This window comes from Sphingomonas sp. RB1R13 (genome assembly GCF_036663775.1).
Classification (GTDB): Bacteria; Pseudomonadota; Alphaproteobacteria; order Sphingomonadales; family Sphingomonadaceae; genus Sphingomicrobium.
The window spans coordinates 24,666-44,587 of sequence record NZ_JAXOJM010000004.1; the positions used below are offsets into that span (position 1 = coordinate 24,666).

At 63.0% G+C, this 19,922-nt stretch carries 20 protein-coding genes; 14 read left to right on the plus strand and 6 right to left on the minus strand.

Annotation, left to right across the window (positions count from 1 at the left end; translation table 11 throughout):
* The first annotated feature begins 43 nt into the window (after window positions 1-43).
* The 5 genes from U1700_RS12650 to U1700_RS12670 all read left to right on the plus strand — a co-directional run bounded on the left by U1700_RS12650 (window position 44) and on the right by U1700_RS12670 (window position 5,639).
* The gene (locus U1700_RS12650) at window positions 44-1,291 is read left to right on the plus strand and encodes an acyl-CoA dehydrogenase family protein (protein WP_332753045.1); all 1,248 of its coding nucleotides are present in this window, start codon (window positions 44-46) and stop codon (window positions 1,289-1,291) included.
* Entirely contained in the window at window positions 1,288-2,067 is a 780-nt protein-coding gene (locus U1700_RS12655) for an SDR family NAD(P)-dependent oxidoreductase (protein ID WP_332753046.1), read from the plus strand. The genes U1700_RS12650 and U1700_RS12655 overlap by 4 nt, the downstream gene beginning before the upstream one ends.
* The gene (locus U1700_RS12660) at window positions 2,067-2,810 is read left to right on the plus strand and encodes an SDR family NAD(P)-dependent oxidoreductase (protein ID WP_332753047.1); all 744 of its coding nucleotides are present in this window, start codon (window positions 2,067-2,069) and stop codon (window positions 2,808-2,810) included. The genes U1700_RS12655 and U1700_RS12660 overlap by 1 nt, the downstream gene beginning before the upstream one ends.
* Before the next feature lie 177 nt (window positions 2,811-2,987).
* Window positions 2,988-5,048: a 3-hydroxyacyl-CoA dehydrogenase NAD-binding domain-containing protein gene (locus U1700_RS12665; protein WP_332753048.1), complete on the plus strand. Its 2,061-nt coding sequence runs from the start codon at window positions 2,988-2,990 to the stop codon at window positions 5,046-5,048.
* A gap of 27 nt (window positions 5,049-5,075) precedes the next feature.
* Window positions 5,076-5,639, plus strand: coding sequence for a cytochrome b (locus U1700_RS12670; RefSeq protein ID WP_332753049.1), 564 nt, complete (start codon window positions 5,076-5,078; stop codon window positions 5,637-5,639).
* On the opposite strand, the gene U1700_RS12675 is transcribed toward U1700_RS12670, so the two are convergent.
* Window positions 5,625-6,815, minus strand: a complete 1,191-nt coding sequence (locus U1700_RS12675) for an MFS transporter (RefSeq protein ID WP_332753050.1) — start codon at window positions 6,813-6,815, stop codon at window positions 5,625-5,627. The two genes, U1700_RS12670 and U1700_RS12675, sit on opposite strands and share 15 nt — an antisense overlap.
* Before the next feature lie 98 nt (window positions 6,816-6,913).
* Between U1700_RS12675 and U1700_RS12680 the strand changes: the two genes are divergently transcribed.
* From U1700_RS12680 to U1700_RS12705, 6 genes are all read left to right on the plus strand, one after another.
* A complete protein-coding gene (locus U1700_RS12680) occupies window positions 6,914-7,327 on the plus strand; it encodes a MarR family winged helix-turn-helix transcriptional regulator (RefSeq protein WP_332753051.1) in 414 nt (137 codons plus the stop codon).
* A gap of 25 nt (window positions 7,328-7,352) precedes the next feature.
* Window positions 7,353-8,252 carry a sulfite exporter TauE/SafE family protein gene (locus U1700_RS12685; protein ID WP_332753052.1) on the plus strand — a complete coding sequence of 300 codons (900 nt, stop codon included), beginning with the start codon at window positions 7,353-7,355 and terminating at the stop codon, window positions 8,250-8,252.
* A 69-nt stretch (window positions 8,253-8,321) separates the two neighbouring features.
* Window positions 8,322-10,157, plus strand: coding sequence for a translational GTPase TypA (gene typA / locus U1700_RS12690; protein WP_332753053.1), 1,836 nt, complete (start codon window positions 8,322-8,324; stop codon window positions 10,155-10,157).
* Between the two features lie 253 nt (window positions 10,158-10,410).
* Window positions 10,411-11,133: a cell wall hydrolase gene (locus tag U1700_RS12695; RefSeq protein WP_332753054.1), complete on the plus strand. Its 723-nt coding sequence runs from the start codon at window positions 10,411-10,413 to the stop codon at window positions 11,131-11,133.
* 134 nt (window positions 11,134-11,267) lie between these two features.
* Window positions 11,268-11,780 carry a response regulator gene (locus U1700_RS12700; RefSeq protein WP_332753055.1) on the plus strand — a complete coding sequence of 171 codons (513 nt, stop codon included), beginning with the start codon at window positions 11,268-11,270 and terminating at the stop codon, window positions 11,778-11,780.
* Between the two features lie 37 nt (window positions 11,781-11,817).
* The gene (locus U1700_RS12705) at window positions 11,818-12,735 is read left to right on the plus strand and encodes an ion channel (protein ID WP_332753056.1); all 918 of its coding nucleotides are present in this window, start codon (window positions 11,818-11,820) and stop codon (window positions 12,733-12,735) included.
* On the opposite strand, the gene U1700_RS12710 is transcribed toward U1700_RS12705, so the two are convergent.
* Together U1700_RS12710 and U1700_RS12715 are read right to left on the minus strand one after the other, a co-directional pair.
* A complete protein-coding gene (locus U1700_RS12710) occupies window positions 12,690-13,334 on the minus strand; it encodes a 2-dehydro-3-deoxy-6-phosphogalactonate aldolase (RefSeq protein ID WP_332753057.1) in 645 nt (214 codons plus the stop codon). The genes U1700_RS12705 and U1700_RS12710 overlap by 46 nt on opposite strands.
* Window positions 13,331-14,215, minus strand: a complete 885-nt coding sequence (locus U1700_RS12715) for a 2-dehydro-3-deoxygalactonokinase (RefSeq protein ID WP_332753058.1) — start codon at window positions 14,213-14,215, stop codon at window positions 13,331-13,333. The genes U1700_RS12710 and U1700_RS12715 overlap by 4 nt, the downstream gene beginning before the upstream one ends.
* 71 nt (window positions 14,216-14,286) lie before the next feature.
* Here U1700_RS12715 and U1700_RS12720 point away from each other — a divergent pair, with 71 nt between their 5' ends.
* From U1700_RS12720 to dgoD, 3 genes are read left to right on the plus strand one after another with little or no spacing between them, the layout of a single operon-like run.
* Entirely contained in the window at window positions 14,287-15,156 is an 870-nt protein-coding gene (locus U1700_RS12720; protein ID WP_332753059.1) for an SMP-30/gluconolactonase/LRE family protein, read from the plus strand.
* Between the two features lie 35 nt (window positions 15,157-15,191).
* Complete coding sequence (locus U1700_RS12725) at window positions 15,192-16,484, plus strand: family 1 glycosylhydrolase (RefSeq protein ID WP_332753060.1); 1,293 nt, start codon at window positions 15,192-15,194, stop codon at window positions 16,482-16,484.
* Window positions 16,484-17,635: a galactonate dehydratase gene (gene dgoD, locus U1700_RS12730; protein ID WP_332753061.1), complete on the plus strand. Its 1,152-nt coding sequence runs from the start codon at window positions 16,484-16,486 to the stop codon at window positions 17,633-17,635. Before U1700_RS12725 ends, dgoD begins: the two co-directional genes overlap by 1 nt.
* Window positions 17,636-17,641: 6 nt before the next feature.
* On the opposite strand, the gene U1700_RS12735 is transcribed toward dgoD, so the two are convergent.
* The 3 genes from U1700_RS12735 to U1700_RS12745 form a co-directional block, all read right to left on the minus strand.
* Window positions 17,642-17,953, minus strand: a complete 312-nt coding sequence (locus tag U1700_RS12735; RefSeq protein WP_332753062.1) for a hypothetical protein — start codon at window positions 17,951-17,953, stop codon at window positions 17,642-17,644.
* A 148-nt stretch (window positions 17,954-18,101) separates the two neighbouring features.
* Window positions 18,102-18,965 carry a glutathione-dependent disulfide-bond oxidoreductase gene (yghU, locus tag U1700_RS12740; protein ID WP_332753063.1) on the minus strand — a complete coding sequence of 288 codons (864 nt, stop codon included), beginning with the start codon at window positions 18,963-18,965 and terminating at the stop codon, window positions 18,102-18,104.
* Window positions 18,965-19,882: a Gfo/Idh/MocA family protein gene (locus tag U1700_RS12745; RefSeq protein WP_332753064.1), complete on the minus strand. Its 918-nt coding sequence runs from the start codon at window positions 19,880-19,882 to the stop codon at window positions 18,965-18,967. Before U1700_RS12745 ends, yghU begins: the two co-directional genes overlap by 1 nt.
* Window positions 19,883-19,922 lie beyond the last annotated feature (40 nt).

Consider the following 19,922-nt stretch of genomic DNA (forward strand, 5'->3'; position numbering starts at 1 on the left):
CGTCAACGCCCGGGAACCGACCGGCAGTCGAGAGGATGGCCAAGTGGATTTTGACCTTACGGAACGCCAGTCTTTCTTCCGCGACCGGGTCCGCGCGTTCATCACCGAGCATGTCCGCCCCCGAGTCGCCGACTATAAGAAGCAGATCGACGCCGGTGACCGGTGGCAACCGATCCAGCTGATCGAGGACCTCAAGCCGCTCGCGCGCGCCGCCGGGCTGTGGAACCTGTTCATGCCTCCCGCCCCCGTCCTCGCCCACGTCGACGAGAGTTTCGCGTTCGAGGGCGAACAGCTCTCCAACCTCGAATATGCACTATGTGCCGAGGAAATGGGCCGCATCATCTGGTCGGCCGAGGTGTTCAACTGTTCGGCGCCCGATACCGGCAACATGGAAGTCTTCCACCGCTACGGCTCCCGCGATCAGAAGGACCAGTGGCTCGGCCCGCTGATGCGCGGCGAAATCCGCTCGGCCTTCCTGATGACCGAGCCTGCCGTGGCGTCGTCCGACGCGACCAACATCCAGACCGAAATCCGCCGCGACGGCGACGACTATGTCATCAATGGCCGCAAATGGTGGTCGTCGGGGGCAGGGGACCCGCGCTGCAAGGTCGCCATATTGATGGGCAAGACCAGCCCCGACGAGAAGACCTACCGCCAGCAGTCAATGGTCCTCGTGCCGATGGACTCGGCCGGCCTGACCATCGAGCGGCACCTCTCGGTCTATGGCTATGATGACGCCCCCCACGGCCATATGGAGATCGAGCTCAAGGACGTCCGCATCCCCGCCTCGAACATGCTGCTTGGCGAGGGCAGGGGGTTCGAAATCGCGCAAGGTCGGCTCGGGCCGGGCCGGATCCACCATTGCATGCGTACCATCGGTGCTGCCGAGGAAGCCCTCGAAGCAATGGTCCGCCGCCTCCAGTCGCGCGTTGCCTTCGGCAAGAAATTGTCCGAACAAAGCGTGTGGGAACAACGCGTTGCCGACGCCCGGATCGAGATCGACTGCTCGCGCCTGCTATGCCTGAAGGCCGCCGACCTGATGGACAGGGCCGGCAACAAGGCCGCGCGCAACGAGATTTCGATGATCAAGGTCAAGGCCCCGCTGATGGCCTTGAAAATCATCGACGAGGCGATCCAGGCGCATGGCGGCATGGGCGTCAGCCAGGATACCCCGCTCGCGGCGTCATGGGCCGGAATCCGCACCCTGCGCTTCGCCGACGGCCCCGACGAAGTCCACAACCGCGCCATCGCCCGCAACGAGTTCGGCAAATATCCCGAGGTGACCGCATGAACAAACTCTTCGACCTGACCGGCAAGGTCGCCATTGTTACCGGCTCGTCGCGCGGCATCGGCCTCGCCATCGCCCAGGGGCTCGCCGCGCATGGCGCCAAGGTCTGCATTTCCTCGCGCAACCAGGACAGTTGCACCGCCGTCGCCGAAGCGATCAACGACGAACACGGACCGGGCACCGCCATCGCCGTCGCCGCCAGCCTTTCCTCGAAAGACGCGCTCCAGCACATGGTCGACGAAACCGTCCGTCAGCTCGGGCCGGTCGACATCCTCGTCTGCAACGCGGCGTCCAACCCGCATTACGGCCCGCTCGGCACGATCACCGACGAGCAGTTCCGCAAGATTTTCGACAATAATGTCCTCGCCAACCACTGGCTGGTCCAGATGACCGCCCCCGCCATGCTCGATCGCTGCCACGGCTCGATCATCATCATCTCGTCGGTCGGCGGCGTGACCAGCTCGAAAAATATCGGGGCCTACAACATCTCGAAAGCTGCCGACCTCCAGCTGGTCCGCAACCTCGCCAGCGAGTTCGGGCCCCGGGGCGTGCGCGTCAACGCGATCGCCCCCGGCCTCGTCCGCACCGATTTTGCGAAAGCGCTGTGGGAGAATCCCGAAACGCTCAAGATGGTGACCAGTATCGCTGCCCTCCAACGAATCGGCGAGCCCCACGAGATCGCCGGCGCCGCGGTCTTCCTCGCCTCCGACGCCGCCAGCTTCGTCACTGGCCAGGCATTGATTGTCGATGGCGGCACCACCTTCGGGGCGGGGTTCTGATGCGCCTCCAGGGCAAGATCGCGATCGTCACTGGAGCGGGCTCGGGCATCGGCAAGGCGACCGTCGACCTGTTCCGCCGCGAAGGCGCGACCGTCATCGGCGCCGACCTTCACGGCGCCGATGTCACCTGCGACGCGGGCGACGACGCGGCCGTGAAGTCCCTCGTCGACCAGGCCATCGCCGATCACGGCCGGCTCGACATCGCCTTCGCCAACGCCGGCATTTCGGGCGGTCTCGCCTCGATCTTCGACCAATCGGTCGACGACTGGAACGAGATCCTCCGGGTCAACCTTATCGGCCCCTTCCTGATGATCAAGCATGCCGCTCCGGTCATGACCGCGGGCGCGTCGATCATCTGCACCGCCTCGGTTGCGGGGCTCCGCTCGGGCGCGGGCGGTCCGGCCTATTCGGCGTCGAAGGCCGGGGTCATCAGCCTCGTCCGCTCGGCCGCGCAGCAGCTCACCGGCTCCGGCATCCGCGTCAACGCCATTTGCCCCGGGCTGATCGAGACCGGGATGACCGAATTCATCTATGAACGCGCCCGCGAAAAGGGGCAGGGTGACAAGCTTGGCCACCTCAACCCGCTACAGCGCGGTGGCGAGCCTCCCGAAATTGCCAATGCCGCGCTGTTCCTCGCGTCCGACGAGGCAAGCTACGTCAACGGCCACGCGCTGGTCGTCGACGGCGGCCTCAGCTCGTCCCACCCGTTCAACGCGCAACGCTATGGCCGCACGGCAATATGAATTCGAAAAAGAAAACTGTCTTCTTTTGAAGTATTGGGCTAACCAATATGGTTCGAAAACCAACGATGCGTATCGCGGCTGACTCGATTGTCGCTCGCGACGAGCCTGACAGGAATGACGAAAACTGGCGATACACTGTCTAGTTGTCCAAAACCCCGACTATCTGCGGAGACCCCCATGACCTCGCCCATCTCGACCCACAAGCATGGCTCGACCCTCATCGTCACCTCGAACAACCCGCCAGTCAACGCACTCGGCGCCGCCGTTCGCCAGGGCCTGGTCGCCGCGATCGAGCAGGCAACCGGTGACGACGCCATCCACTCGGTCGTCATCACCTGCGCCGGGCAGACCTTCTTCGCCGGCGCCGACATCACCGAATTCGGCAAGCCGCCGGTCATGCCGTGGCTGCCCGAAGTCGTCGACATTATCGAAAATTGTCCCAAGCCGGTTATCGCCGCGATCCATGGCACCGCGCTTGGCGGCGGGCTGGAGGTCGCGCTCGGCTGCCATTACCGCGTTGCCGTGCCCTCGGCCAAGTTCGGCGTTCCCGAGGTCAAATTGGGCCTCCTCCCCGGCGCCGGCGGCACCCAGCGCCTGCCGCGCGTCGCGGGCGTTCCCAAGGCGCTCGAAATGGTCACCGGCGGCGGCATGATCGGCGCCGCCGAAGCCGCCAGCATCGGCCTCGTCGACCGGCTGATCGAGGGTGACCTGGTCCAGCACGCGGTCGCCTTTGCCAACGAGGTAAAGGACATCCGCCCGCTCCCCAAATCGTCTGAGCGCGACGACAAGCTCGCCGAAGCCCGCGCTAACCCGGCGATCTTTGCCGACTTTCGCAAGGCCAATGCGCGCAAGATGAAGGGCTTCGAGGCGCCCGAACTCAACATCCAGGCAGTCGAAGCCGCGCTTGCCAAGCCCTATGCCGAAGGCGTGCTCGACGAACGCCGCCTGTTCATGCAGCTGATGAGCGGGTCCCAGGCCCGCGCCCAGCAATATTTCTTCTTCGCCGAACGCAAGGCGTCGAAGATCGACGACATCCCCGCCTACACCAAACCGCGCGACATCCGCCGCGTCGGCGTCATCGGCGCCGGCACGATGGGCGGCGGTATCTCGATGAACTTCCTCTCGGCCGGCATCCCCGTCACCATCGTCGAAATGGCGCAGGACGCGCTTGACCGCGGCACCGGCACGATGCGCAAGAATTACGAGGCGACCGCCGCCAAGGGCCGTATGACCGCGGATCAGGTCGAACAGGCAATGGGCGCGCTCACCCCCACGCTCGACTTTTCTGCGCTCGCCGACTGTGACCTGATCATCGAAGCCGTGTTCGAAACGATGGAGATCAAGAAGGACATTTTCGGCAAGCTCGACAAGATTGCCAAGCCCGGCGCCATCCTCGCCTCCAACACCAGCTACCTCAACGTCGACGAGATCGCCGCCGCCACCTCGCGCCCACAGGACGTAGTTGGCCTGCACTTCTTCTCACCCGCCAATGTCATGAAGCTGCTCGAGGTCGTTCGTGGCGCCAGGACCGAGTCCGACGTCCTCGTCACCGCAATGGCGCTCGCCAAACGGATCAAGAAAGTCGCGGTCGTTGCTGGTGTCTGCCACGGCTTCATCGGCAACCGCATGCTCATGCCGCGCCAGGTCGAAGCGACCAAATTGCTGCTCGAAGGCGCCACCCCCGATCAGATCGACCGGGTCCATGTCGAGTTCGGCATGCCGATGGGTCCGTTCCAGATGGCCGACCTCGCCGGGGTTGATATCGGCTGGCACCGCGATCCCACCCGGATCGAGAATATCCGCGACGCGCTCGCCGCCGAGGGCCGCTGGGGCCAGAAGAAAAGCGCCGGCTTCTACGATTATGACGAAAAGCGCCGCCCGAGCCCAAGCCCGCGCGTGCAGGAAATCATCGACGACTTCCGCACCAGGGAAGGCGTTCAGAAGCGCGACATCACCGACCAGGAAATCATCGAACGCACCCTTTACACCATGGTCAACGAGGGCGCGAAAATCCTCGAGGAAGGCATGGCGCAGCGCGCCTCGGACATCGATGTCGTGTGGGTCTATGGCTATGGCTGGCCAGTCTATCGCGGCGGCCCGATGCATTGGGCCGATGGCGAAGGCCTCGACAAGATCGTTGCCGGGCTCAAAAACCAGGAGCAGCGGATGGGGAGCGATTTCTCCTTCAGTCAGTTACTGCTCGACACGGCAGCATCCGGTGGCAAGTTCACGCGCTGAACGACTGACTGATTGAGGAAGACAAGCATGGACCGGATGATCGACGAGACGACGGGTGGTTCGGTCCAGCGCTATACGAGCATCGCAATTGCGATTCACTGGCTCAGTGCGGCGCTGATCATCGCCCAGATCATCCTCGGCCTCAAATTCGGCGATATGCCCAAGGGCCCGGCGCGGATCGAGATGTTTACCTGGCACAAGACTGTTGGGGTCGTGATCCTCCTGCTGGCTATCGCTCGTTTGGCTGTCCGCCTGACTAACAAGCCGCCCGCTTTTCCCGATGACCTTCCGAGGTGGGAGCGCGTGGCGGCCGTCTGGAATCACCGCCTTTTCTACTTCCTGATGTTCGCGCTACCGCTCACCGGCCTGTCACTGGTCGGCGAACATTCCCCTACTGGGATGACGGGATTGATCGGCGGAATATCCATCCCTGTGCTGCCCTATTACGGGGTCGCCGAAAGCCATACGATCCTTGCGTGGGGAATGATCGGTCTTCTCGTCCTTCACGTCGCCGCCGCGCTCAAGCAGCAATTCTTCGACAAGTCGATTGTTGCCGACCGGATGCCGCCGTTCCACTCACCGCGCGGCTGACGCGGGTTTCGGCAACAGCAGCAACATCGCCCCGGCAATCGCGGCCAGCAGCGCCCCGGCGTTGAAGGTCGCCGGAGCGCCACTCTGGTCCCACAACAGCCCGGCACCAAGACTCGACAGCAGCGCTGCAATACCGTTGACGAAGAAGAAGGCACCAAAGCTCGTTGCCCGCTGATGCTCCGGCGCGGCATCGGCAATCATCCGGCTGAAAATCCCCTGCGTAAACGCCATATGCGCTCCCCACAGGACAACGCCGAGCCCAAGCGTCCACAACGACATCCCTTCGGCCAGCACCAGGTCGGCGACCACCAGCAGTCCAATCCCGACCAACAGCAGCGTCTTCGGGCTCATCCGGTCACTCAGCGCCCCCGCGGGATAGGCCAGCAGCAGATAGGCGAGGTTGAACAAGGCCAGCACGATCGGCGACCAGCTCGGCGCGATGCCGGCATCAATCCCTTTCAGGATCAGGAAGCTCTCCGAAAAGCGGGCAAGGCCGAACAGAAAGCCCACCCCGATCAGCCGCTTGACCGCCGGATCGAGCGCCCGGAACCCGCCCCACACCATCTTGGCCTTGGGCGTCGTCCGCTCGCCCGTTTCCCGCAGCATCGTCCAGGCAAAAAAGAAGGAAAGGAAAGCCGGGATCACCGCCACCCAGAACACCGCCCTGATGTCGTTCCGGAACCAGATCATCAGCCCGATCGCCGCCAGCGGCGCCAGGAACGCCCCGACCGTGTCCATCGACTGACGCAGCCCGAACGCTCGGCCCCGCAACTCGGGCGGGGTCTCGTCGGCGATCATTGCATCCCTCGGCGCGCCCCTGATGCCCTTGCCGATCCGGTCGATGAAGCGCGCCCCGAGGACCGGGATAATCCCGCTGGCCAGCGGAAACAGCGGTTTTGACAGCGCCGCCATGCCATAGCCCAACAGCACCCACGGCTTGCGCTTGCGATTGCGGTCGCTCAGCTTGCCCGACACCAGCTTCGACATCGACGCCGTCGCCTCGGCAAATCCGTCGAGCGCCCCCATCGCCGCCACCGGCAGCCCGAGCGTGACCGTCAGGAAGGCCGGCAGCAGCGCGTGATAAATCTCGCTCGACAGGTCCATCAAGAGGCTGACGACCCCGAGTATCCAGACGGTTCGGGGCAGGGGCGGGCGAGGTGCGGTAGGCTGGTCCATCTTTCCGTCCTTGCGAGGAGCACAGCGACGAAGCAATCCAGCATCGCAAATTTCACCATGCAATTGTAAAATGCACGAAACTGTTGCAACTTGGCAAAATGTGGAATCAGTCAACACCCCAGGCCATCGCCCAGCGGCTGTCGGCGCTGTTTGAAGCGCTCGACGACCAACGCCATGCCGATCGTGGCGACCGCGCGACCCGCGCCCTGCTGGCCGCCGTGGCCGATCATGAACCAGCCACTCTCGGCCAGGTCGCGGCCGCATCTGCCCGCGGCGCCCCTGCCGCCAGCCGCGGGGTCGAGGCACTGGTCCAGGCCGGCCATGTCGACCGCGCTCCCGACCCGACCAACCGCCGCCGCCTGGCGCTGCGGCTGACCGAACAGGGCAGGGCGCTCCTCACCCAGCGGGGCACCGCTGCGGGTCCCCTCGTCCGGCGCGTCAGTCGTTTGGCGCAGAGCGAATTGCGCGCCGTCGAACGCGCCCTCGAGATTTTGGAACGCATGCCGAAGTAGCGTTGCCGGCCAATCTGGGGGGTTGATGATGTTGACATTGTTGCTGGCGACGCTTGCACTCGCTGCCGTTGCTTACGGTTTCGCGCTGGCACGCGCCGCCGTCATCTCGCGCCAATATCTCCCTCGTTTCGAACCAATCCTGCTCGGTGCGGTGACCAACTTCTTCGATACGCTTGGCATCGGTTCGTTCGCCCCGACGATGGCGTGGATGCGCTTCCGCCAAATGGTCCCCGACCGGATGATGCCCCTTACGATGCTGGCCGGCTACATCCTCCCCTCAGTGGCTCAGGCGCTGATCTTCCTCGTCCTGCTCGGCGTCCGGGTCGACCCGTGGCTGATCATCGCCTGCAGCGTGTCGATGGTCATCGGCGGGATCCTCGGCGTGCCGATCGCGCTGCGCCTGCCGATCCGAGTGGTGCAAACGATCGTCGGCATTGCCTTGCTGGTGGCGGCCGTCTTCTACGCCCTGTCCAACCTCGACCTGATGCCCGCCGGCGGCACGGCGACTACTCTTGCCCAGCCCTATTTCCTGATTGCCGTCGCGGCGCACCTGCTGTTCGGCATATTGATGAGCTTCGGCGTCGGCAATTACGCGCCGACACTGGCGATGTTGAGCCTGTTTGGAATGGACCCGCGGCTGGCCTTCCCGATCATGGCTTGCGCGGCATCGTTCGCCGGCTGCACGTCGGCCACGCGGGTCATTCGTGAAAGGCGGATCGACCTCAGGATCGCGGTCGGGCTGACGCTCGGCGCGATCCCGGCAGTATTGATTGCAGCATTCGTGGTTCGGGACCTCCCGCTTACAATGCTCCGCTGGCTGGTGACCTCAGTCGTGACCTATGCCGGAGTGTCGCTGCTGATCGCCGCCGCCCGTCGTCCGGACGAGTCCATCGATGACCGGATCGAGCGAGCCGTCACCGGTTGAAGCCAAACCTTGCTGCAGCGCACCACTTAGGCTAGGGGCGCGCCTTCTCTTTTTCGGAAAAATCGAACCATGTCCTCACGCAACGTGGCGATCATCGCCCACGTCGATCACGGCAAGACGACCCTTGTCGACCAGCTTTTCCGCCAGTCGGGCACCTTCCGCGACAATCAGCGCGTCGAAGAGCGTGCGATGGATTCGAACGACCTCGAGAAGGAGCGCGGGATCACGATTCTCGCTAAGTGCACCTCGGTCGAGTGGCCCGGCGCGGATGGCACGACGACCCACATCAACATCGTCGATACCCCCGGTCACGCCGATTTCGGCGGCGAAGTCGAGCGTATCTTGTCGATGGTCGATGGCGTTATCCTGCTCGTCGACGCTGCCGAAGGGCCGATGCCGCAGACCAAGTTCGTCACCGGCAAGGCGCTTGCGCTGGGGCTCAAGCCGATTGTTGTCGTCAACAAGATCGACCGCCCCGACGCGCGTTCGCAAGAAGTGCTCGACGAGGTGTTCGACCTGTTCGTTCTGCTCGAAGCCAATGACGAGCAACTCGATTTCCCCGTGCTCTACGCCTCGGGCCGCAATGGATATGCCGCGCTGACCGATGATGTTCGCGACGGCACGCTGGCGCCGCTGTTCGAGAAGATTGTCGAGCATGTGCCGGCCCCGTCGGCGGATCCCGATGGCCCGTTCAAATTCCTGGTGACCCTGCTCGACCGTGATAATTTCCTTGGTCGTATCCTGACTGGCCTGGTCTTTTCGGGATCGATCAAGACCAATGCGCCGATTCATGCGCTCAGCCCCGATGGCAAGATCGTCGAGACCGGCCGTGCCTCGAAGATCATGGCGTTCCGCGGGCTCGAGCGGGTTCCGGTCGATGTGGCCAACGCCGGCGACATCATCTCGATCGCTGGCCTGACCATCGCGACCGTCGCCGATACGATTGCCGACCCGTCGGTCAGCGAGCCGCTTCATGCCCAGCCGATCGATCCGCCAACGCTCTCGATGCGCTTTGCGGTCAATGATTCGCCGATGGCGGGCCGAGAGGGCACCAAGGTCACGTCGCGGATGATCCGTGACCGTTTGTTCCGCGAAGCCGAATCGAACGTCGCGATCAAGGTTACCGAGAGCGCCGACAAGGACAGCTTCGAAGTAGCTGGCCGCGGCGAGCTGCAGCTTGGCGTGCTTATCGAAATGATGCGTCGCGAAGGGTTCGAGCTCGGCATCAGCCGCCCGCGAGTCCTGTTCCGCGAGGACGAGAATGGCAAGAAGACCGAGCCGTACGAGACCGTCGTGATCGACGTCGATGACGAATATTCGGGAACGGTCGTCGAGAAGATGGCGATGCGCAAGGCAGAGCTGACCGACATGCGTCCGTCGGGCGGCGGCAAGACCCGCATCACTTTCTCAGCCCCGTCGCGCGGCCTGATCGGCTATCACGGCGAGTTCCTGTCCGACACGCGCGGCACGGGTATCATGAACCGATTGTTCGAACGTTATGGCCCGCACAAGGGCAATATCGAGGGCCGCAAGAATGGCGTGCTCATTTCCAATGGGTCGGGCGAGGCCAACAACTATGCCCTCGGGCCGCTTGAGGAGCGCGGGATTCTGTTCGTGGCGCATCAGGAAGCGCTTTATGAAGGCATGATCGTTGGCGAGAATGCTAAGACCGACGACCTTGAAGTCAATCCGATGAAGGCCAAGCAGCTGACCAACTTCCGCGCGTCGGGCGGCAAGGATGACGCGATCCGACTGACTCCGCCAAAGCGCATGACGCTGGAGCAGGCGATAGCTTATATTGACGAAGACGAGTTGGTCGAAGTAACGCCCGGGTCGATTCGACTTCGCAAGATCCATCTCGATCCGCATGATCGCAAGCGCGCGAGCCGATCAAAAGCGGCCTGACTAGAGACAGTTCCGGGTTTCGTCCCGGAACTGTCTCGACTCGCCGTCCGGTCACTATTTTTTAAGTGGTCGCCCGCTATGTCTCTCCTCGCAAACTGATTTGAGAGCGAGCGGACCCAGGGCGTGACTTCACGCCGAAGGTCCCGGGGCGAGACGGACGATCTCCCTCGGTGCGATGCGAAGATCGCGCACCGAGGATGATTGGCCGCACGAGACAGAGCAAGATTTGACCCGTTATCTGGGAGCCCGCGGCGTGGCCGCGGTCGGATGCTTTTTGTTGTTTCTCGTCGGGGCGTCGAGCCCGGCAGCGGCGGCACAGGCTCAAGCTCAGCCTCAGCCTCAGCCTCAGCCGGTCGCTGTCGCGGTTGCACCGGCACCAGCCTTTGACCTGCGCACCCAGGCACTGATCAATGCGGTCGCCCGAAGCGCCCAAGCCAATGCCCCCGCTTATGCCCAGCAGGCACCGAGCCTGGTGCCCGCGCCGATGGCGCCGACTTACTCGCCGGCCCCCTATGCCGTGATGGTCCATCGCGAATCACCGATGCTCGGGGTGCCGCTCAGCGGGCTTGCGGCAATGGTCGACGCCAACAGCGTGGGGATCCTCGACGAGGAGGCCAACTGTCTCGCGACCGCAGTCTATTTCGAAAGCAAGGGCGAGCCGCTCGAAGGCCAGCTGGCGGTCGCGCAAGTTGTGCTCAACCGGGCGGCGTCGGGCCGCTATCCCGCCAGCCTTTGCGGGGTCGTCAAGCAGCATGCTCAATTCTCGTTCGTCCGTGACGGCAATTTCCCGTCGGTCGATGCCGGCTGCAACGCCTGGCGCAGGGCTCAGGCGATTGCCCGTATCGCCACGAAGCGGCTGGTCGCGAGCCTTCCTTCAGACGTGCTGTGGTACCACGCCGACTATGTCGCGCCTCGCTGGCGGCAGGCGTTGATTAAGGTCGAGAAGATCGGCGCGCATATATTCTACCGCGCCTGAGCCAGGTTCCCTCGCACTGGCGCGTCCCTGACGCGGTTGGTCGTAAACCGCGTCGTTAAAGGATTCGCATTTGCCCTCATGTGGGCCACGCTTCGTCTTAAGTCATTGTGACGGCAAGCGAAGGGGGCTCGACCATGCTGCGCATCCTGATCGTCGAAGACGATAGCCAGCTCGCCACGACGCTTAAATATCTGGTTGAAGACAACCCGCGCTACCAGGTCGTGGCGATCAGCGATGATCTCGACAGCTCGGTCGCGGCGGCGGCGACGCATCGTCCAGATCTGGCGTTGGTCGATCTTCGACTGGCCAATGGCACCACCGGCTTTTCGGTTGCGGTGCGCCTGGCCGATGATGAAGTGCCGGTTTTGTTCGTGACCGGCAAGGCACCCGATTTCCCGATGCCCGACCTGGCGCTGGGGTGCCTGATGAAGCCGTTCACCGCCGAGGATGTCCACCGCAGCCTGGCGATGGCCGAAGACATGATGCGCGGGCGAGAGACATTTCGTCAGCGTACCCCGCTCAACCTGACGCTGTACAGCGCGTCAGTCGAGTCGGAGGCAGCGAATGATCCGCAACCCGGGTACATTCCGTCGCGGCGGTCGTTGAAGACTCGGCTCGAACATTGGATCGCGGGAACGCAGGGCTAGGCTACCGCTTGCGCTTGCGAGGCGCTAACCCACCCCGATGAGCAAGCCCCCGCGCAACCTGCCGCCATCACTGTCGCGGATGATCAAGTCCAACAGCGAGCTACGGGTGCGCCCGCTCAACCGGTCGATTTGGCGCACGCCCGATGTGTATCACCAATTGCTGCGCGCAAGTTGGCCGCGGATCACCTTCTATTTTCTGGCGGTGTTTTTCCTGTTCAACTGCGTCTTTGCTGGCCTGTTCATGCTTGATGCGATTGGCTTCACTCATCCAGATCCAGTCATCGAGGCACCGCGTTTCTGGCAGTTCTTTTTCTTCTCGATCGAGACGGTAGCCACGGTCGGCTATGGCAATATGGTACCGCTTTCGCTGTTTGCGAATATCGTGGTCGCGATCGAGATTTCGCTCGGGATCCTGTTCTTTGCGCTGGTGACGGGGATCATGTTCGCCCGCTTCTCGCGGCCGACTGCCCGGATCATTTTCTCGAGCGTGGCGGTCGTCACACAGATCGAAGGCGTCCCGACGCTGGTTTTCCGCGCCGCCAACCAGCGCCATAACCTGATCTTTGAGGCCAGCGCGCACGTTTCGCTGATCGGTGATGAGACCGTCGATGGCAACCGAATGCGGCGGTTTCGCGATCTCAAGCTGGCGCGCACCGCCAACCCCGTGTTCACGCTGACCTGGAGCATCATGCACCCGATCGAGGAGGGCAGCCCGCTTCACCGATGGCTTGGCCGCCCCGAAGAGGCAGCCGGCGATAGCTTCGAAATCATCGTTGTCCTCGCCGGGATCGACGAGCGGAGCGGCCAGACGATCCACGGCCGCTGGGCCTACACCGCGCGCGACATCCGCTGGAACGCGCGCTTCGCCGACATCCTGGGCCAAGGCGACGACGGCATGCGGACGATCGATTACGGCAAGTTCGACGAGTATATTGACGAGAGTGCAGCAACGTAAGCGCGTGCCTGGGTGCTGACTTCGGTGGCGCTTTGCCCCGGCTTGAACACTCCCGACCCCAGCCCGAAGCCATCGGCACCGGCCGCCAGCCATGGCGCCATCGTATCGGGTCCGACCCCGCCGACGATCAGCAACGGGACGTTCTTTGGCAAAACAGCGCGCTGCGCCTTCACCACTGCCGGACTTGCTGCCTCAGCAGGAAAAAGCTTGAGCGCGGTAGCGCCCGCCTCAAGCGCAGCGAAGGCCTCGGTCGGGGTGAAAATGCCGGGAGCGGAGACGAGCCCGGCGGCAGCGCTGGCGGCGATGACCGCGATATTGGCATTGGGCGACACGATTAGCCGACCGCCGGCCGCCTTCACGTCGTGGACCTGCTCGACCCTGAGCACCGTCCCCGCGCCTATCAGGGCGCGATCACCCATCGCCGACGACAAGCGCCGGATCGATTCGATCGGGTCGGGCGAGTTGAGCGGGACCTCGATGATGCTGATCCCCGCCGCCAACAAGGCCTCGCCGACGGCGACGACTTCATCGGGCGTGACCCCGCGGATGATCGCGACCAATGGGCAAGGGTCGAAATAGTGCCGAAATAGCTCGATCACTTCACTCTCCTTGCGATTTCGACGATGCCGGCAAGGAAGGCGTCCTCGCCGTCGACCTCGTGCGTTTCGCGACCGGCTTCTTCCATTGCGGCGGCATAGAGCGTCGTCAACTCGGGCCGCCCGATGACGGTCACGGGCCCGGTCGACGCCTCTGCCAGCCCGGCACAAACGTCGGATCCGATCAGCAAGCCACTCGTGAAGCTCGCCGCGTCTTCCTCCTTCGCTTGGCCGAGCAGCACCCGCGCCCGGACCGCGAACAGGTCGGCGCCCATCGCTTGGCCCTTCAAGCCCTGACGGACACCGGCCCGGAATGCATCGCTCACCACGACCGGCCGCTGCAGCCAATCGGCCAATATGCCCTTCGACTTGAGCAGGTTGAACAATTCACCCGTCATCACCGTACGGAAGGACCGGATCGCGCCGGCGGTCAGGCTCACCCATTTATTGTGCGTGCCGGGGTGACAGGCAAGTCCGTCTGCCGGAAGCACGCCGCTCGTCACCGCGCCCAACAACTGCACTTCCTCGCCGCGCATCACGTCGGCGCGGTCATCGTTAAGGAACGACAGGCCAGGCACGATCGCTGAACGCCCCGGTTCCGCCCATATAACGCCCGCCGCAAGCGCGTCATAGCTGCCGGGGCAGGGGACATAGGGGGCTTCGACCCAGCCACGGTTCGATCCGACCATCCCGGCCAGCAGCATCGGCAAATCACCCAATCGACTCCGCAATTCTGCTGCGGCCGCAGGAAAATCGCCCGGGTCGACCGAGAGCACGCCACGCTCGTCCTCATATTCGGCGTCGTGCCGCCCGTCGGGGCCGACGCGATAGCCGCGACGGTTAGTGGTGCCCCAGTCGACCGCGATGAACCCAGCTTCGAACATTGCTTCCCCAACGCACTGGCGATCGCTTCGCCTCTTAACAATAATCGTCGACGGGCTTATCCACGCTCGCCATGAACCGCGCAATCACCGTCGTCGCCGACGTCAAGGCCGTGCTTGGCGAGGGGCCCGTATGGGTCGCTCGCGAAGAATCACTCTACTGGCTCGACATCAAGGGCCATCGTCTTTTCCGCATCAACGACAGGGGATTTCGCGAATGGCCGACCCCGATGCGCGTCGGGTCGATCGCCCCGCGCGACGGGGGCGGCTTTATCGCCGGGACCGATGGCGGATTTTACACGGTCGAGGTTGGCGACCAGCTCGCCTTCAAGCGCCTGTTTGACCCCGAAGAGGACCGTCCCGACAATCGCTTTAACGATGGCAAGGTCGATCGCCACGGACGCTTCTGGGCAGGGACGATGGACGACACCGAACAGGAGGCGGTCGGGATACTCTACCGACTCGATCCCGATCATCGCTGCACGAAGCAGGACGAGGGTTATGGCGTCACTAACGGCCCCGCCTTCAACCGCGTCGGCAATATCATGTATCATACCGATTCCGCGCGCCGGCGGATCTACCGCTTCACGCTGTCGCCTGACGGTATACTTGGTCCAAGAGAATTATTCGCCCATTTCAAGGGCGACGAGGGCTATCCCGACGGCATGACAGTCGATGCTGAAGGTTGCTTGTGGGTTGCCTTTTGGGACGGCTGGGCGGTGCGCCGCTTCGGGCCCGATGCAGCGCTCCTCGACACCATCGAAGTCCCCGTCCAGCGCCCGACCAGCATTGCCTTTGGTGGGCCCGACCTCGACCGCATTTACATTACGTCGGCACGGGTAGGTCTCGATGAAACAGCACTGGCCGTGCAACCTTATGCCGGCGCGCTGCTTATGGTTGAAGCGGGCATCAAGGGCATTGCGGAACGACCCTTCGCCGGTTGACGGCGGCCCCAAGGAGATATGCCATTACCAACTTCATGTTCGCGACCGGGATCGAAAACAGCATTCCAACGGTCAAGAATGGCACAGTCCGCGTCGACCAGATGGAAGCATCGGACCATTATCGCCGGTGGAAGGAAGATTTCGACTGCGTCCAGGAAATTGGCATCGGTTTTCTCCGCTTCGGTCCGCCACTGCACAAGGCGTGGCTGGCGCCGGGCCGTTACGACTGGGAATTCGCCGACCTCACGCTGAATGACCTCAAGCGCCGCGACATTACGCCGATCGTCGACCTGTGCCACTTTGGCGTTCCCGACTGGATCGGCAATTTCCAGAATCCCGATTTCCCTGCTTTGTTCGCGGTCTATGCTGCCGCTTTTGCAGAGCGTTACCCGTGGGTCCAGCTCTACACCCCGGTCAACGAGATGTTTATTTGCGCCGTCTTCTCGGCCAAATATGGCTGGTGGAACGAGCAGGGGACGACCGATCTGACCTTTGTCACCGCGCTGAAAAATATCGTCAAGGCGAACGTCCTCGCCATGACCGAGATCCTCAAGCGCCGCTCGGACGCGATCTTCATCCAGTCTGAATCTTCGGAATATTTTCATGCCGACAGTCCGGCGGCGATCGGCAAGGCCGAGGTGATGAACTCGCGTCGCTTTCTCAGCCTCGACCTCAACTATGGTCGCCGGGTCGACAGCGAAATGTACGAATATCTGATGGATAACGGCATGACCCGCGAGGAATATCACTTCTTCCTCGACAACCGGCTGAAACAGCACTGCATTCTTGGCAACGACTATTACATGACCAATGAGCATCGCGTGTTCGCCGACGGCCATACCGAGGCATCGGGCGAAGTGTTCGGCTACTCCGAGATCACCCGCCAATATCATAACCGCTACCGCGTCCCAATCATGCATACCGAGACCAACCTGCGCGAAGGTCCGACCGGGCAGGAAGCGGTGCAGTGGTTGTGGAAGGAGTGGGCCAACGTCCTTCGGCTGCGCAACGTCGGCATCCCCACGGTCGGCTTCACCTGGTATTCGCTGACCGACCAGGTCGACTGGGACACCGCTCTTCGCGAGCAGAATGGCAATGTGAACCCGCTCGGGCTGTTCGATCTCGATCGCAAGATCCGCAACGTCGGGACCGCCTACAAGAAGCTGATCGCCGACTGGCGCGACGTGCTGCCGGCGTCGAGCGTGTGTCTTGCCGTGCCGATCCTGACCCCGTCGCAAACGGTCTGGCCGCCGACCCGCGCGCAGGCGGTCGACGTCAAGGACGGTCCCAACCAGCAAGCCCAGCCCGCCAATCCGGATGCCGCCTGATGACCCCCACGACGATCGCCCGCATTGAAACCTTTCTGGTTCCGCCCCGCTGGCTGTTCGTGAGGATCGAGGCCAACGATGGCGCGGTCGGTTGGGGGGAAGCAAGCCTCGAGGGCCATGGCGAGGCGGTGGCCGGTGCTTTCGAGGCGATCAAGGACCGCTTCACCGGCCACGATCCCGATCGGATCGAGGACATTTGGCAAATTGGCTATCGTGGCGGCTTCTATCGTGGCGGCGCAGTGCTGATGTCGGCGCTGTCGGGCGTCGACCAGGCATTATGGGACCTCAAAGGAAAGCGCGCTGGCCTGCCCGCCTACGAGATGCTTGGCGGGCGAGTCCGTGATAAGATCCGGGCTTACGCCTGGATCGGCGGCGATCGCCCGCACGAGATCGCCGATGCGGCCAAGGCCCGCGCCGCTCAGGGCTTTACTGCAGTCAAGATGAACGCCACCGCCGAACTCGGCTGGCTCGCCACGCCCAAGGCATTCGACGAGGTCATCGCGAGGGTCGCGGCCGCCCAGGCCGCCGGGATGGACGTCGGGCTCGATTTCCATGGCCGGGTCCATCGTCCAATCGCCAAGCAACTTGCCAAGGCCCTTGAACCCCTTGGACTGCTGTTCATCGAAGAGCCGTTGCTATCTGAAAACCACGAAGGCCTGGCCGCCATCGCCGCGCACACCACGACACCGATCGCGCTGGGCGAGCGGCTCTATTCGCGCTGGGACTTCAAGCCTTTTTTCGAAGCTCGCACGGTCGACATCATCCAGCCCGACCTGAGCCATGCCGGAGGATTAAGCGAATGCCGCCGCATCGCCGCGATGGCCGAAGCTTATGATATCGCAGTCGCGCCGCACTGCCCGCTCGGGCCGCTCGCGCTAGCCGCCTGTATTCAGCTTGGCGCCTGCTCGCCCAATGTTGCCATCCAGGAGATGAGCTTGGGCATTCATTACAACACCGGCGGCCACGACCTGCTCAACTTCGTAGTCGACAAGAAGGTGTTGACGACAATCGACGGCTATCTGCCGATCCCGACGGGGCCTGGCCTTGGGATCACCATCGACGAAACTGCGGTGCGCGAAGCAGCGCGCGATCCCCACCGTTGGCGCAACCCGATCTGGCGACTCGAAGATGGCAGCTTTGCAGAATGGTGAGCCCGCTCAAGCGGCATCGCGCAACCGGTCCTTGACCGACGGGACGTCATCAAGTGAGCGCTGGAGCCGCTCAATCTCGGCAGCATCGGCCGAGCGATGGGCATGTTCATAGCGGCGCTCGAGATCGGCCTCTTCCTCGCTGATTTCGCGAAGATAGCTGATCGACAGGCGTCGTCCGAAAACATCGTCGCCGCGCAGCTTCAGCTCCGGCTCGGCATGATCGTCGAGGTTGTCCCGGATCGCGGTGAGAGTCTTGATCAGCATATCGAGCGACGTGTGGTCGCTGATTTCAATATAATCCTTGGTACGACGGCGCATCTGGTCCTCCCGACTACGGGCCCGGCTGTAATGGTTTATGTCGAATCGTGACACAAGCCAGTAATCGCGCCGTCTTCGCCTCCTCCGTCTTGCGAGGTCGTGAATAGTTTGTTCATGATGCAGTCGGGTCACAGAATTGTTGGCGGATTTACCCAAGCACGGCGGCGTATCGATCGAAATCCGATGAATCGTGCCGCTCGGCCATCTGCTCTTCATCGGGACCGAACAGCCGGTTGACGAGACGCCCGCGCCGGACGGCTGGCCGCTTGGCGATCGCCTCGGTCCAGCGGATGACGTTAAGATAGGTTGCGACGTCGAGGAAGGTCCCGGCTTCGTAGACCTTGTCTTGGACCAGCGCCCCGTACCACGGCCAGATGGCCATGTCGGCGATTGTATAGAATGCGCCGCCGATATATTCGCTCTCTGCAAGCCGATGGTCGAGGACGTCGAGTTGCCGCTTCACTTCCATCGCATAGCGATCGATCGCATACTCGATCTTGACCGGGGCATAGGCGTAGAAATGGCCAAAGCCACCGCCAAGTATCGGCGTCGCGCCCATCTGCCAGAACAACCACGACAAACACTCGGCCCGTGCAGCGCCTTCTTTGGGTAAAAACGCACCGAACTTCTCAGCCAGATAGACCAAGATCGCACCGCTTTCGAAAATCCGCGTCGGCGGGCTGGTCGAACGGTCGAGCAGCGCCGGAATCTTGGAATTGGGATTGATCCCCACAAAGCCACTGCCAAACTGGTCACCGTCCATGATGCGGATCGGCCAGGCGTCATATTCCGCTCCCGCATGACCAGCTTCGAGCAGTTCCTCGAGCATGATCGTCACCTTCACGCCGTTGGGTGTGGCAAGCGAATGGAGCTGAAGCGGATGCTTGCCGACGGGAAGCTCCTGCTCGCGCGTCGCGCCGGCGATCGGGCGATTGATCGCGGCAAAGCGCCCACCGCTTTCCTTGTCCCATTGCCAAACAGCAGGCGGCACATATTCGGGTTCGTCGGCCATCAGGCGAACGCCTCGACGGCATGACGGCGCCCGATCAAATAAGCATCTGCCACCAGACGGAATGGCGACAGGTCGATATCGCTTTCGCGCTTAGCGATAAGATCAGCGAAATGGCGGTACATCGATGCATATTCCTCTTCGGTGCCGACATCGACTGCCACGCCGTCGACCGTCATTTTCGACGCACCCTGGGTCAGGCTGATCAGTCCGCCGTCGGTCGCGATGTCGATCTGCCACGTCTGGGGGCCACGCTGGTCCCAATCAAACTCGACTGCCATAGCGGCATCCGTCGGCCCGGCCAGCTTGAGTGACGCCGCGATCGGCGCATCCTTGTTGGCCGGCACCTTCAGATCCGAGTTCATCACGCGCAGCGGCCACGGCAGGATCCGCGTGATTGCCGACAGGGCGTTGATCCCCGGGTCGAATACCCCGATCCCCGGCTCCCACACCCAGTCCTGTCCGGGGTGCCACACGCGAACATCCTCGAGCCAGTTAACGTTCACGCTCCGGATCGTCTTGCCTACCAGCCACGCTCGCGCAGGCTCGACCGCAGGTGCCTGGCGCAAGTGCCAGCTCATATAAAGCGAACGCCCGGCATTTGCCGCCATCTCGCCAAAGAGTTCGGCCTCGCTAATCGTTGCCGCCGGTGGCTTTTCGAGCAGGACGTCGAGCCCGTTGGCGAAGGCTGCCTGCAAGAGCTCAAAGCGACCGATCGGCGGCGTACAGATCGAGATCGCCTCGACCCCAAGACCCGACTTCATCATATCGTCAATCGTGTTGAACGCCGGAACGCCGTCGCCATCGGTCGATCCGCGAGTCACGGCCGCGACATAGTCAAATGCCGGATTCTTCAGAATGTGCGGGATATGCTGGTCGCGCGCGATCTTGCCGACTCCGGCGATGGCGATGCGGGTCATCGTGCACACTCGGCGGGCATGGGCATAGACGGCTTTCTGG

Excerpts from the sequence above, each read along its gene's own strand:
- U1700_RS12655 (WP_332753046.1), top strand. The coding sequence starts at position 1,288 with ATGAACAAACTCTTCGACCTGACCGGCAAGGTCGCCATTGTTACCGGC.
- U1700_RS12660 (WP_332753047.1), top strand. The coding sequence starts at position 2,067 with ATGCGCCTCCAGGGCAAGATCGCGATCGTCACTGGAGCGGGCTCGGGC.
- U1700_RS12665 (WP_332753048.1), top strand. The coding sequence starts at position 2,988 with ATGACCTCGCCCATCTCGACCCACAAGCATGGCTCGACCCTCATCGTC.
- U1700_RS12670 (WP_332753049.1), top strand. The coding sequence starts at position 5,076 with ATGGACCGGATGATCGACGAGACGACGGGTGGTTCGGTCCAGCGCTAT.
- U1700_RS12675 (WP_332753050.1), bottom strand. The coding sequence starts at position 6,815 with ATGGACCAGCCTACCGCACCTCGCCCGCCCCTGCCCCGAACCGTCTGG.
- U1700_RS12680 (WP_332753051.1), top strand. The coding sequence starts at position 6,914 with ATGTGGAATCAGTCAACACCCCAGGCCATCGCCCAGCGGCTGTCGGCG.
- U1700_RS12685 (WP_332753052.1), top strand. The coding sequence starts at position 7,353 with ATGATGTTGACATTGTTGCTGGCGACGCTTGCACTCGCTGCCGTTGCT.
- typA (WP_332753053.1), top strand. The coding sequence starts at position 8,322 with ATGTCCTCACGCAACGTGGCGATCATCGCCCACGTCGATCACGGCAAG.
- U1700_RS12700 (WP_332753055.1), top strand. The coding sequence starts at position 11,268 with ATGCTGCGCATCCTGATCGTCGAAGACGATAGCCAGCTCGCCACGACG.
- U1700_RS12705 (WP_332753056.1), top strand. The coding sequence starts at position 11,818 with ATGAGCAAGCCCCCGCGCAACCTGCCGCCATCACTGTCGCGGATGATC.
- U1700_RS12715 (WP_332753058.1), bottom strand. The coding sequence starts at position 14,215 with ATGTTCGAAGCTGGGTTCATCGCGGTCGACTGGGGCACCACTAACCGT.
- U1700_RS12720 (WP_332753059.1), top strand. The coding sequence starts at position 14,287 with ATGAACCGCGCAATCACCGTCGTCGCCGACGTCAAGGCCGTGCTTGGC.
- U1700_RS12725 (WP_332753060.1), top strand. The coding sequence starts at position 15,192 with ATGTTCGCGACCGGGATCGAAAACAGCATTCCAACGGTCAAGAATGGC.
- dgoD (WP_332753061.1), top strand. The coding sequence starts at position 16,484 with ATGACCCCCACGACGATCGCCCGCATTGAAACCTTTCTGGTTCCGCCC.
- U1700_RS12735 (WP_332753062.1), bottom strand. The coding sequence starts at position 17,953 with ATGCGCCGTCGTACCAAGGATTATATTGAAATCAGCGACCACACGTCG.
- yghU (WP_332753063.1), bottom strand. The coding sequence starts at position 18,965 with ATGGCCGACGAACCCGAATATGTGCCGCCTGCTGTTTGGCAATGGGAC.
- U1700_RS12745 (WP_332753064.1), bottom strand. The coding sequence starts at position 19,882 with ATGACCCGCATCGCCATCGCCGGAGTCGGCAAGATCGCGCGCGACCAG.